Source organism: Legionella quinlivanii, from assembly GCF_900461555.1.
In the GTDB taxonomy this organism is placed as follows: Bacteria; Pseudomonadota; Gammaproteobacteria; order Legionellales; family Legionellaceae; genus Legionella_C; species Legionella_C quinlivanii.
In genome coordinates, this window is sequence record NZ_UGOX01000001.1 from 1,916,936 (window position 1) to 1,930,149 (window position 13,214).

Consider the following 13,214-nt stretch of genomic DNA (forward strand, 5'->3'; position numbering starts at 1 on the left):
TCTCATTTGAAATTAGCCACTGAATTATATAAATTAGGTCAGTATTATCTTTTTTGCAAATACAGCATTGGATTCACAGGTTGACCTGATTTTCTAATTTCAAAATGAACGCCCCAAAACTGCCTGTCTATAATTCCCATTTCGGCAATAATCTGTCCCGCTTTAACTTTTTGACCCTCTTCTACTTTATTCTTCAAATTATTGGCATAGGCAGTTAAAAACTGACCATTGTGCTTTATGATAATTAAATTACCATAACCAGAGAGGCCATTCCCGGAATAAGCAACGACTCCATCTGCCGCAGCATACACTGCTGCCCCTTTACTACCAGCAATATCTATGCCTTTTTTTCCTTGCGAAGGATTAAATGTTGTAACCACACGACCTGGCGCAGGCCATTTCCATTGGCCGCCGATGTACTGGGTGGGAGCAGGTTGAGGAACAACGGCAGAAATTGGTTTCTTTTGGATATATTGTGGCGTTTTTGCCGTTTTAAAGGGTTTTTCATAGTGTGGTGTGACAGTTTTGACCTGTCGGGCCGTCTTGATTTGTGCGCCAGGGCTTAAACGGATGGTTTGGCCTACGTGAACAGAATATGGAATACGTAAATGATTATAAGCTGCCAGCTGACGCACATCCCTGTCGTAACGGAAAGCAATTGCATATAAAGTATCACCCGGCTGAACGACATGGACTGTCTTGTGACTAAGATTCCATCGCGAGCGGATGTCTTCAACAGGTACCGGCCGCGGGTTTACCGCACAACCGGATAAAAAGGAAATTAAAAGCAGGAGAAATAAAGCAGGCATAGTCAGTCTCATGCAACCAATTTCATTATTAGAAGGATCAATACTAACAGGACCAGTACACTCCAGCCAATTATATCGACATATTGGCGCAAATTTTTATGAAGCTTATGACCATAAAAATACATAATGCCTGAGACGAGAAAAAATCGCAGCCCTCTTCCCAGAATCGAAGCAAAGACAAAGGGCAAAAAAGCCATGCTCATGGCCCCTGCCGCAATCGTAAACAATTTATAAGGAATTGGTGAAAACCCCGCTACAAAAATAACCAGGATGCCATGCTGGGTAAACCATTGCTGAATCAAATGATAATTATGACTCCAGGAAGAACTTTCAATCCAGGGTAATATCGCTTCGATAAAAAAATAACCAATCAAATAGCCAAAAACTCCGCCGAGCACCGAAAAAAGCGTGGTAATAAACGCGTATTGCCAGGAGCGTCTGGGATTCGCCAGGCCCATACTAATGAGCATGACATCAGGCGGAATAGGGAAAAAAGAAGATTCCGCAAAAGACACGCCTGCAAGATAATAAGGCGCATGCGCATGACCGGACCACTGCACCGTTTTATCATACAAAAGACTAAAGATTCTCATTATTCCCAATTTAACTTATCCACCCATGTTGATAATTGATCAAAAACCTTATAGTGTGTCATGTCAAGATGCAAGGGGGTAATTGAAACGTATTGCCTTGCGATTGCATAGAAATCGGTTCCCGGTCCAGCATCCGCCTGAGAGCCTGAGGGTCCTACCCAATAAATCGGCCGCCCTCGGGGATCAAGCTCGGTAATCGTAGGTTCAGCACAATGGCGTGTACCTAAACGCGTCACCTCAAATCCTTTAATTTGGTTCAAGGGTAAATCAGGAATATTTACATTTAAAATGGTTTGCGAAGGCAGCATATTAGTGTGCATGTTCAATACAAGCTGCTTTGCAATATTTGCCGCAGAATCATAATGCTGAATGTTTTCACCCGCCATAGAAAACGCAATTGCTGGCAAACCAAGATATCGGCCTTCCATAGCGGCGGCCACTGTTCCCGAATACAGAATATCATCACCCAGATTTGCGCCATCATTAATACCGGAAACAACCAAATCGACCGTTGGTTCGAGAAATCCTGTAAGAGCCAGATGCACACAGTCAGTCGGTGTCCCATCCACGCTATAGTAGCCATTATCCATTTGTCTTATCCGTAAGGGACGAGTCAGGGTTAAGGAATTGCTGGCACCGCTGCGATTGCGATCAGGAGCGACCACACTGACCTCGCCGAGTGTCGACATTTCATTTGCCAATGCTCTTATACCAGGCGCAGAAACACCATCATCATTACTTACTAATATTCTCATTCATCAACTCTCAGGAGACTCTAACCATTTTACGATTGCCAGATATTCAGCCAGTTGCTGCTCATTCCGATCAATTAATTCCCGTAAATCAGTCTGATTGGCGCTTTCTTTCAGCTCCAGTTTTTGTCCGGCCAGTTTCATTTGCAAGGACAAAATTCGCTGCCCAAAACCCTGTGGACTTAATTGTAGCTCATAAGCCAGTTGATTTTGGCGGGCAGACAAGGCTTTCAGCTCATCACAGCTGATTTTGCCGGGGCTTGCCGCCGGACAGTTTTTTAAAGCCTGCTCAACCTTCTCTGGATTTAGTCGATAATAATTTTCGTCTCGGGCAGAGCAGCTTGTTGAGAGAAGAACGGCCATCCCCCAGACAAAATGTTTTATCATCCCAACCTCTTCACAAAATACTGAAAACCTGCATGTTATCATTAGTCAAATACTTATGCCACGATGTTTGTATAGCCAGGAATAGCTTCGTCATCCAAATCTTGCTCAGAATATCCATTAATTGCTATTTTGTTCATTGAATAAATGCCAGCAATTGGGTATTGTTGTCAGCTTTCTAATCAACAGATTCTATTTATGCTGGATTTTAGTGTTGTTCGCGATAAACAAACCGATGAAATATGTATTGAAACGTCTATCACAGGTAAAGCGTTACTGACTCTGCCGCAATTAAACAAGGGAACCGCGTTTACTCAGGAAGAACGTCGTGCCTTTGGTTTATTGGGGAAATTGCCGCATCGAGTGGAAACCCTGGATGAACAGGTCAAGCGCGCCTATTTACAGTATTCAAGTTATCAGACGCGACTCCAGCAAAATATCTATCTGAATAATCTGCATGACAAAAATCAAACGCTTTTTTATAAATTATTAAGCAGGCATCTCGGGGAAATGCTTCCTACGATCTACACCCCCATCGTAGGCACTGCCGTCAAGCGTTTCAGCCATGAGTATCGCCAACCCAGAGGCTTGTACATTGCACATTCGGACAAAAACCAATTGGATGAAATTTTTAATAATCGCTCCAATCCTGAAATTGACTTAATTGTCGTGACTGATGGCGAAGGCGTTCTCGGTATTGGTGATCAGGGAATTGGCGGTATGGATATTCCGGTCGCCAAACTGATGGTTTACACCCTGTGCGGAGGAATTGATCCCAGCCGTACACTGCCGGTGTTCCTCGATGTTGGAACCAATAATAAGGAACTGCTGAATGACCCATTCTATTTAGGCTGTCGTCATCCACGTATTCCCGCAGCGGATTATGATCACTTCATTAATGCCTTTGTTAAAACGGTGCATAAGCATTTTCCAAACGCATTTTTACATTGGGAAGATTTTGGACGCGGCAATGCCAGACGAATTCTGGAACGGTTTCAGGATGAGCTTTGTACTTTTAATGACGATATTCAGGGAACAGGGGCTGTTACTCTGGCGGCTTTACTGGCAGCCTCCGATGTCAGCGGACAAAAGCTTTCCGAACACCGGATTGTAGTATTCGGGGCAGGCTCGGCAGGAACTGGTATAAGCGATCAGATCGTTGATGCCCTGATCCAGCAAGGTTTAACCGGGGAAGAAGCTTACCAGCGCTTCTGGCTCATAGACCGCCAGGGCTTACTAATAAATGATGATGCGGAACTCACTGAAGCCCAACAGCCCTATGCACGCAAGCGCAGTGAAATCCAATCCTGGTCGTTAAACGGTTCAAATCCATCATTAACGGATACTGTACGCCATGTACAACCAACCATTTTAATTGGCTGCTCTGCACAGCCTGGCGCTTTTTCACAGGATATTATTGAAACAATGTCGCAAACCTGTGATCGCCCTATTATTTTTCCCTTATCCAATCCCGATGAAAAATGCGAAGCACAACCCGCCGATATTTTGCAGTGGAGCCAAGGGCGGGCACTAGTCGCTACCGGCACTTCATTTCCAGCGGTAGAATATCAAAATCGCCTGATTGATATCGCGCAATGCAATAATGCACTGGTATTTCCAGGCATTGGATTGGGCATTTTAACGGTACAGGCAACTCGTCTTTCCAAAAAAATGATTTGGGCTGCTGCAAAAACCTTAAGTGAGTTTTCACCCAGCCGCAAAGACAGTTTTCTGCCGCTGCTTCCTTCATTGAATGACGCACAAATGGTTGCCAGGCAAATTGCTGTAAGCGTTGCGAAGGCCGCGATTGAGGAAGGACTGGCACAGACCAATCAGAATGAAAATCTGGTCAGGCTGATTAATGACCGGTTCTGGGAAGCACGGTATTTGCCCTTTCGACGCAAGCCGTAATGACCGAGAGTCTTCATCAAGACGCAACTAAGAGCTATCCCCTTCTCTCTAACTCTCTCCCCGAGGAGAGAGGACTGTAGGAAAGATTCATTTAAAGAGAAATCCCCTCGCCCAAGCTGGGAGAGGGCTAGGGTGAGGGTTGATTTTAACCCCCAAACTTTACTGCTCCAGCACAGGCGCTGCCGTATTCAATCCTTTTTGAAATGTAATAATCACTTTTTGCGTTCTTCCATTCTGAGGCTCCCACGGGCGAGCGTAAAAAAATTCAAAGGTGCTTCTCTTAGGAAGAGTCACTCCTTTTAGCACCTCAAAAACAAATACAGTTTTCCCCCCTGCTCCGATTAATTTAGGTTTGCTGGGGTGGAATTGATGCGTCATCAGTTCATATAATTTGTCATTGTATTTTTTCAGGGTCCAACTATAGCCAGTCGTAGGATTAGAGGGCAAGCTAATCGAAAAATGAGGATGGGTTATATCTACATTCATGAATATTTCCGGGGAATCATAAACTGCAGCATATAATTGGCTTGATAAGAGCAGATTAATCAGCAGTATCCATTTTTTCATATTACATCCTCTCAGATCGTCCTATTTGAAGTATACTCAAACTTTTATTATTAAGGACAATTTATGAAAGCGATTGGTTATAAACAAGCAGGTATGGCAGATGTTCTCGAGGAAATTGAGCTGCCAATGCCAGAAATGATGGAACATGACTTATTGGTTGAAGTTCGGGCGATAGCCGTGAATCCGATTGATACCAAAGTACGCTCAAGAACTCAACCTGAAAACAGCTCCTATAAAATTCTTGGCTGGGATGCAGTCGGTATTGTCAAAGATATCGGCAGTAAAGTCAGCTTATTTAAAAAAGGAGATACAGTCTGGTATGCCGGTGATTTAACCCGCCCGGGGTGTAACTCTGAGTTTCATTTAATTGATGAGCGTATTGCTGCATTAAAACCGCAAAGCCTTTCCAATGCTGAAGCCGCTGCGATGCCGCTAACTACCCTCACAGCCTGGGAACTGCTTTTTGATCGCCTCCAAATTGATAAGGCAGATACAGGAACTCTTCTTATTACTGGAGCGGCAGGCGGTGTCGGGTCCATTCTTGTACAGTTAGCAAGACAGTTAACTTCTCTCACCATTATCGGCACTGGCTCACGCCCTGAGTCTTCGCAATGGATTAAAGCGAATGGCGCTCATCATGTCATTTCACACCAGCAATCCCTTTCAGAGCAATTGCAGCAACTGGGAATAAGTGAAGTCGATTATGTGATTAGTCTCACCCATACCGATGAGCATGCAGCCGAGCTTATCAAATGCCTTAAACCTCAGGGTAAATTCGCGCTCATCGATAATCCGGAGTCTCTGGATATCAAATTGTTCAAACTAAAAAGTATTTCCATTCACTGGGAAATGATGTACACACGATCCATGTTCAAAACTCCTGATATGATAAAACAGCACCAGATTCTTAGCGATGTGGCTAAAATGGTTGATGCAGGTACTATCAAAACCACATTGAATGAAAATCTGGGTAAAATCACTGCAGCCAATCTGCAACAAGCCCACCGCTTACTTGAAAGTGGCAAATCCGTTGGAAAAATCGTGCTGGAAGGTTTCCATTAATCCAAGCAAAGTTTGGCTTATTCATCGAACCCGTCCGGCCAGCAGATGAATAGGCCATTGCATTTTGCGGATTTGATCCGGTGCACCCCATGCCAGAGTTAATTCATCGGAAATTAATTCAACTGGATTAGTTTGATTTTGAAGCTGATATTCTTTCACAGCAGACCAGGTATTCAAATAACCTTTAAAATCATCCAGACTGAATTCTTTTTCGATAATAAATAAGGGACTTTCAATTTTTTCAAAAGGAAAAGGAATATCTGTGTAACGGTTATCAATATAACGACGCTCACGAGGCCAATAGTTGTCGCCCAGAATATTTTCGTACAAATTCCAGACAATGGTATCCAGATTGCAATCGAAGCGCCCCAACGAATAGCACCAGGCGGCAATCAGGGCAGAAGGTTTGGCTACTCGTCTGACCTCTTGATAAAACAAGTCAAAATTAAACCAGTGTAAGGCTTGGGCAATGGTGATTAAATCGACGCTTTGCGCTTTGATACCGGTGTCTTCCGCTGAACAGCAACGGTAATCAACTGCGGGATGTTTGAACGCCTCATCCAACTGCGACTGACTGATATCAGTAGCTATAATTTGCCTGAAACGGTTTAGCCAGGGCAGCGCTGCCTGACCGTTACCCGTAGCGCAATCCCATACTGTATCGTGATGGAGCGTATTTTCCCAAAGAAATTGATACAGACTATCGGGATACTGAGGGCGATGCTGTCGGTAAAGCTTAGGATCCCTGTCGAAATGATTGTGCTTAGTCATAATACGTTCCCTGTTATAAACCGCTGACTATTATTAAATATTTGAGTATGAAAAATTAAATGTCAATAATCTGACTTATGGAATCTTGTTAAGAGGTTCAGAACTGTCAGTTTCCTCCGGCTCTTCTTCAGGAGGTTCAGACGCAACATGAACCGCAGCCTTTAAAGCATCCACCTTTTTTTCTGTTGCTGTTTGAGGGAAAAAAGTAAATTCTCCATGAAAAAGTTTATTAAACGTTGCAACAACCAGCGGTATAATGCCAACACTCATTACTAATGCAGCCCAAGCCAAAACATTCTTTGCACCGCGATGCTCCTTCAGTACCGGTAGAGCCGCGTTGATAATTTCCTGACAGTCATGTTCATAGTCTTTGCAACCTTGTTTAGTTTTCGGGTTTGAGAGAAATTTGGTGCTTCTTTCCATAAGATCAAACAAGAGCTTCGTGGCAGTGTCAACGGCTGATTGATAAACAGCAGGGTTTTTCTTTTCCATATTGATTACTTTCAAATGAAAATCAGCCAGCTCTTTGAATAATGGAGTAGCATCCTTGTTGACCGCAGAAGCGAAGGTCATAAATCGACGAGCCTGTTCGGCTGTTTTGAAATTCTCAATCCCACACTGCTCGATGTAATATTCAAAAAAATCTCTTGAGCATTGCGTTTTAGCATTCGATAAATAAGCGACACTTGTTTCCAGAATAACATCAAAAATCGCTTGCTGCCTTTGTTTTTCGTGAGGCGAGTTATTGCTATCAATTTGCTGCTGAAGTTTGAATAACTGCGGAACCAGCTCAGAACTCTCTTCCTGCAACTTTAATAAAGGTTTAATCCTGGATGCGAAATTAATAAGCTGTTGTGCATCTTCTGGCGTCTTTAAAGTCTCCACACCAATAATAGCAAGGCAAACTGCCAGTGTATCAGTTGACCAGCGATTTTCTATATCGTTATGATAAGCAACTCCAGCGTCTAAAATGATATCGAAAATTCTTTGCCGCATAGCAGGATCGTCACTTTCGTCTATTGTGTATTGTAACGCAAACAACATTCGAATAAAGTTAGTTGTGTGACGTTCAAGCTGCAGCAATACAGTTATTTTATCGCTAGCCAAAGTACTAAAGGTTTGCTTGCTGTGTAACTGAAAGGCACTGTAGATGTCACTGATTTCTAAAGTAGCCTGTTCAATGAATTTTTTTGCATTTTCCTTAGTCTGTGGCTGCTCAAAATATTTAAGAGATCTGTCTATCAAATGATTGATTTCCTTCCCTGCTAATTCCTGTGCAAACACATTGGTTTCAGAAAAGTTATGTATCGCCTTTTTATATGATTTTATATAATACATGAAGCTGGTATGCTCATCTGGAATTGCCACTAAAAGATCTAAAAAACGATTCACATCTTTCGGGTTTCTGTATCCGCCCCCAGTCAGATCTCTGACAATTTCCGCTTTTTTCCTGAGTTGATTTACTTCGCGCTGGTGTCCATCAATCAGGCTCAGCTTATGAGCATAGAAAATTAATGAGGTCGTGGAAATTTGGGTAGTTGCTCGCGCCAGTTCCTGTTGAGATAGAGATCTCACGGGTGAGATCCGCTCATTAGGCTCCAGGACATAATCATACAGATTGGAGATGGCTGTATTGACGTTTGAAGCAGTTGCAGAGATATAACGCTCATGCGCAGCTCTTTTGGAAACTTTATCATTGACAGAATAAATAGTGGTAAGCGTCTGTTTAACACTTTCAGTTGCCCTGTTTTTAAAATAGGCCTTGATGTAAGCTTGCTCTTCTTCGCTTAAAACATTTTCCCCATCCTTTGGAGCAAACTGCGTCCAATCCATTACACGGGTATAAAACTTTTGTATTGACTCTGGAGAGCTGTCTGATGGCAAGGCATCGAGCACTCTTTGAATGGCTGTAACCGCTGTTCTCGTGCTAAAAAAAAGCGCTGTTTCACTTCCTCTGATAAAGGTGTTTAGTACCCGACCTACCGGATGAGCACGAGGATAGACAATACTTTCGTCGAAGGTACTTATCTGGTTGAGTAAAGCCTGAATGTCCGCGATAACTTGATCTTGGTTGAGGTTGTACGCTTCTCCTTTCAGTCGTTCAATTAAAACGGCCAGTTTAGGCTTCTCTGGATTAAGCCTGTCAAGCTCATCCAGCCAATCGAGAAATTCACCATGCGTCATTATAAATTAGCCACTGGAACTATAAATATATAATGATTATAAGAAATGAAGATTAAGAGAAAATTAACTCGCTACCTTCGTTCCCCGACTTGTTACAAAGTTATCTACATAAATCTGATAACAATCCTGCCTTCTACGTACCCCCTATAAGAGCCTACGTACCCCGCTTTATGCGGGGTATCCATAACAATGGTAGTGAGTTTTAAAATGCTATACGCAGCGGTTTGACATTATAATTATAAATCAGCCTGTTATCTTCAAATTTGGTGACCATCTCTCAGAGCATGTCTGAGGGATCCAGTCAGCTTTAATGTTCTACCAATACATCACAGCCCTTATCTATTCTTTCCTAATCGATAATTTTCTTTTTCTTCGCGTAGTTCATCCATTAAGCGTTGTGGCTGATCACTTAATTTATTGTAGATATTCACAGTTTCTTTTATGTGAAAAAGTTTAGCCTTACTGACTGTCCATTTCACTTGCGTATTAGCCTTTTCCTTGCTAATTCCCATCGTAAGTATGTCTCTTTTACTCAGTGTCCGTGGTTTTCCAGACTCAAGATCCACTTCAGTGGACAAACCATCTTCAGGTTTAATCAAAGACTTATTTTTTAACAAGCAGCGCGTTACATGATAATAATCATGTATTTCCTTCATAGTGAATTCACCTTCCTGATTATTGGCGTAAATATCCATTTCTTTATTTCTGGGAAGCGCAGGATCATGACAAACTGCCGGCTCCGGCTTTTTCAAGCCAAATAGCAGCATAAAATTAGTAACCGCTTTATAAGCGATACTGATAACTAATGGGATGCTTAAAACACTTAGAATAATAACCGGTTTTATTAAAGGAATGACTGCCGGTAAAAATGGGGGAAAGAAAACTGCAGCGGCAAGCAGACCAACCACCGAAGCCCCGATTGCAAAATACGCTGCGGTTTTTAGAAAAGGATGCTGTCCAAACCAATCCAGTGCTCGTGATAAGAGTGTCGTACTTTTTCCCGAGACCTGATCCCCTATAAAGCGTAAAACCGCGTCGATAAAATAGCTGGTTATTGCCGCCGAAATCACTGCATTAATCAGCAATAAGGTGGACGCTCCGAGCAAGGTAACTGTCAGGCTTAAACCCAGTGGAGGAAACATATAAAATACAGCCATCAGAGGAATAAAAAATAACAGCTGTAATTTATGCTCCCATACAAAACGAATCGTCGGGAGTACCAGATATCTGAAAGGCAGCATAACAAAATAGGAAAACAAACTGCGAGCCACAATATATAACCAGAAGTTTCTCCGCTTGCGTTCAAGATTATCTTCTTCAGTATTAATCTGATGAAACTCAGTTCCTGGCAAGCCAGCATAATTCAAGGCATGAGCTGCAACAGGATTTGTGCCTTCGAGCTCTTGTGGTGGATCAACTTCCAGAATAATCCATTCGTTTTTCCATTCGCCAAATTTGGATACCGGATCGTTTTTTTGCTTTTGAACACGTACTTCTGGCGCTTTTCCTTCGGCCACCAGAGTATCCCAATTATCATAACGGCTTTTTCTAAGGCCTTTATAAAGACCGGGGGGATTTAAAGCATCCACACTTGAAATTAAATCGCCACGATGGATGGCAAATAATTGGGAAAGAGCTCCTCCCAAACTGGTTCCGCAAACATGTACTTTTTTATCTTGCTTTTCGGCCCAGCTGATTACATTTTTATTTCCCGAGCGATACAACTCTTTACCAGCAGTTTCCACATCCTCTAAATCGGTTTTAACTTGTTGCCAGAATCCTTGACCTGCAGGATACGTCGTACCCATAAAGATTAAATGCGGCTCTGCATCTTTATTATTGACCGGAGTGAGCCCATAAGCAAAAACGCGATCTTCATCTTTTAAAAATAGTTTTTTTAATCCGGAGGTAGGTGTTAATTCAATTTCTTTAACTTTATATTCCACCTTGACCCACTGGCCCTTCACAAACTGGGGAATATGGAAGCTCTCGTAAGGAGTGATATCACCATAGGGAAGCAGGCATAAACAATTACTGATGTATAACTGAGCCTGTCTTATTTGCTCTTTTGATAATCCTTTTTGGCTTTCAAGCTGTTCATATACATAATCAAAACCCTCCTGAAAGCCACGCCGCATGGCCTTGGTCAGCTCATGATCCCGTTCTACAAAAACGGCATTAAAAGCTCGCCAGGATAGCAGTTTCTTCCAATCTTTTTGCCAGCCCATCATTAGAATGCGAAGCACATTTCGAGCTTGCGCAAGAACATATTGTTCTTCGTTGGAAGGATCTACGTTTTCTAATTCGCGGGAAGGGAAAAAATCAAGCGTTAAACCGCCAGCGTAACAATTATCAAGAGACATTTAACCAACCTCTTATTTGAAGATTCACGATCATACTACAATTTGATCCTTATTTGAACACTTTACTCATAAAAATCATTCTCTCTTTGCCCGGAAAGCTTGATCTTGAGAATCAGACAGGCGATCATTATTTTTTTGTTTGTATAAAGGAATTCGGTGTGGATCACGAAATGATGGAATATGATGTAGTCATTGTAGGGGCAGGACCTGCTGGTTTATCAGCGGCTATCAAAATCAAGCAGCTTGCCGCTCAGGCGGGTAAGGAAATTAGTGTTTGTATCCTGGAAAAAGGCGCGCAAGTCGGCGCACATATTTTATCAGGCGCAGTTTTGGAACCACGAAGCCTCAAGGAGTTATTGCCTGATATATGGCAAACGGCACCATTCAATACACCAGTCACTGAAGATTTATTTTACTTTCTGACCCCTAAAAAAAGCTTTCGCTTGCCCACTCCTCCTCCTATGAACAATGAAGGAAATTATATCATCAGCCTTGGCGAGTTATGCCGCTTTCTGGCCACGCAGGCCGAAAATCTGGGCTGCGAAATTTACCCCGGTTTTCCAGCCTCAGAAATTCTTTATAATGATCAGGGTGAGGTCATTGGTGTAGCTACCGGTGATGTGGGTATTGATAAAGAGTCCAGGCAAACACCCAACTATCAGCCAGGGATGCATCTACTGGCAAAACAGACTCTTTTTGCAGAGGGCTGCCGTGGCCAGCTAAGCCAGAATCTAATGAATCGCTTCCAACTTCGTGAGGGGGTGCAGCCACAAACCTATGGGATAGGAATTAAAGAAATCTGGCAGGTAAAATCCTCTCATTACCAGCCTGGAAAGGTCATCCACACATTTGGCTGGCCTCTGGACTCTAAAACCTACGGCGGCTCGTTTGTTTATCACCTGGCCAATAATCAGGTAGCCCTGGGATTTGTGATTGGACTTGATTACAAAAATACCTGGCTTAGCCCTTTTAATGAAATGCAGCGTTTTAAAACGCATCCATTGATTCGCCCGCTCCTCGAAGATGGAGAGCGTATCGCCTATGGCTCCCGTGCCATAAATGAAGGCGGATGGCAGGCATTGCCTAAATTAACATTCCCTGGTGGTGCACTGATTGGCGATGCTGCCGGATTTCTTAACGTTCCCAAAATAAAGGGAATTCATACTGCAATGCAATCCGGAATGTTGGCGGCTGAAGCGTGTTTTAGCCTTCTTGCGAATGAAACCTCTACTCCTCAGGAAATGACCCTTTACCCTGAAAAAGTCAAGCAATCCTGGTTAAGCGACGAGTTATATTCAGTGAGAAACATACGCCCCGCTTTTCGTCATGGATTATGGATTGGCCTTGCAAATGCGTTTTTGGAGACCTATATTACAGCCGGAAAATCCCCCTGGACATTAAAACACCACGCGGATCACAGCGCCCTTCTACCGGCAGCCCAATGCAAAAAAATTGTTTATCCCAAACCAGACGGTCTGCTAACCTTCGATCGACTATCGTCAGTTTATCTCACCAATACCTATCACGAAGAAAACCAGCCAGTCCATCTCAAGCTGCGCGACCCAGAACTGGCAATAACAGTAAATTACAACGTATACGCCTCTCCTGAAACTCGCTATTGCCCAGCCGGCGTCTATGAAATCGTTGAGGAAGAAAAAGGACCCCGCTTGCAAATTAACGCTCAGAACTGCATACATTGCAAAACCTGTGATATAAAAGATCCAAAACAAAACATCGTTTGGGTAGCTCCCGAAGGTGGCGGCGGCCCAAATTACAGTGAAATGTAAATCTCATTGTCATTTATCAAATCAGAGAGTA

General features: G+C 43.0%; 11 protein-coding genes. 3 read left to right on the plus strand and 8 right to left on the minus strand.

The features are described from left to right. Positions 1–44: 44 nt before the first annotated feature. From DYH61_RS08285 to DYH61_RS08300, 4 genes are read right to left on the minus strand one after another with little or no spacing between them, the layout of a single operon-like run. Complete coding sequence (locus DYH61_RS08285; RefSeq protein WP_103989297.1) at positions 45–809, minus strand: peptidoglycan DD-metalloendopeptidase family protein; 765 nt, start codon at positions 807–809, stop codon at positions 45–47. 8 nt (positions 810–817) lie between these two features. Beyond that, positions 818–1,402, minus strand: a complete 585-nt coding sequence (locus tag DYH61_RS08290) for a YqaA family protein (protein WP_058507474.1) — start codon at positions 1,400–1,402, stop codon at positions 818–820. Further along, positions 1,402–2,157 (minus strand): 5'/3'-nucleotidase SurE, encoded by a 756-nt coding sequence (gene surE / locus DYH61_RS08295; protein WP_058507473.1) that lies wholly within the window; start codon positions 2,155–2,157, stop codon positions 1,402–1,404. Before surE ends, DYH61_RS08290 begins: the two co-directional genes overlap by 1 nt. Before the next feature lie 3 nt (positions 2,158–2,160). Further along, the gene (locus tag DYH61_RS08300) at positions 2,161–2,541 is read right to left on the minus strand and encodes a hypothetical protein (RefSeq protein WP_058507472.1); all 381 of its coding nucleotides are present in this window, start codon (positions 2,539–2,541) and stop codon (positions 2,161–2,163) included. 195 nt (positions 2,542–2,736) lie between these two features. On the opposite strand from DYH61_RS08300, the gene DYH61_RS08305 reads away from it, so the two are divergent. Next, entirely contained in the window at positions 2,737–4,449 is a 1,713-nt protein-coding gene (locus DYH61_RS08305) for an NAD-dependent malic enzyme (RefSeq protein ID WP_058507471.1), read from the plus strand. A gap of 159 nt (positions 4,450–4,608) precedes the next feature. Here DYH61_RS08305 and DYH61_RS08310 read toward each other — a convergent pair whose 3' ends face one another. Then, complete coding sequence (locus tag DYH61_RS08310; RefSeq protein ID WP_058507470.1) at positions 4,609–5,016, minus strand: protease inhibitor I42 family protein; 408 nt, start codon at positions 5,014–5,016, stop codon at positions 4,609–4,611. A gap of 63 nt (positions 5,017–5,079) precedes the next feature. Here DYH61_RS08310 and DYH61_RS08315 point away from each other — a divergent pair, with 63 nt between their 5' ends. Then, positions 5,080–6,078 carry a zinc-binding alcohol dehydrogenase family protein gene (locus DYH61_RS08315; RefSeq protein ID WP_058507469.1) on the plus strand — a complete coding sequence of 333 codons (999 nt, stop codon included), beginning with the start codon at positions 5,080–5,082 and terminating at the stop codon, positions 6,076–6,078. A gap of 21 nt (positions 6,079–6,099) precedes the next feature. On the opposite strand, the gene DYH61_RS08320 is transcribed toward DYH61_RS08315, so the two are convergent. From DYH61_RS08320 to DYH61_RS08330, 3 genes are all read right to left on the minus strand, one after another. Then, positions 6,100–6,849 (minus strand): class I SAM-dependent methyltransferase, encoded by a 750-nt coding sequence (locus DYH61_RS08320; RefSeq protein WP_058507468.1) that lies wholly within the window; start codon positions 6,847–6,849, stop codon positions 6,100–6,102. 75 nt (positions 6,850–6,924) lie between these two features. After that, a complete protein-coding gene (locus tag DYH61_RS08325; protein ID WP_058507467.1) occupies positions 6,925–9,033 on the minus strand; it encodes a hypothetical protein in 2,109 nt (702 codons plus the stop codon). 335 nt (positions 9,034–9,368) lie between these two features. Then, positions 9,369–11,396 carry a hypothetical protein gene (locus DYH61_RS08330; RefSeq protein ID WP_058507466.1) on the minus strand — a complete coding sequence of 676 codons (2,028 nt, stop codon included), beginning with the start codon at positions 11,394–11,396 and terminating at the stop codon, positions 9,369–9,371. 158 nt (positions 11,397–11,554) lie between these two features. Between DYH61_RS08330 and DYH61_RS08335 the strand changes: the two genes are divergently transcribed. After that, a complete protein-coding gene (locus tag DYH61_RS08335; RefSeq protein ID WP_058507465.1) occupies positions 11,555–13,183 on the plus strand; it encodes an electron transfer flavoprotein-ubiquinone oxidoreductase in 1,629 nt (542 codons plus the stop codon). Positions 13,184–13,214 lie beyond the last annotated feature (31 nt).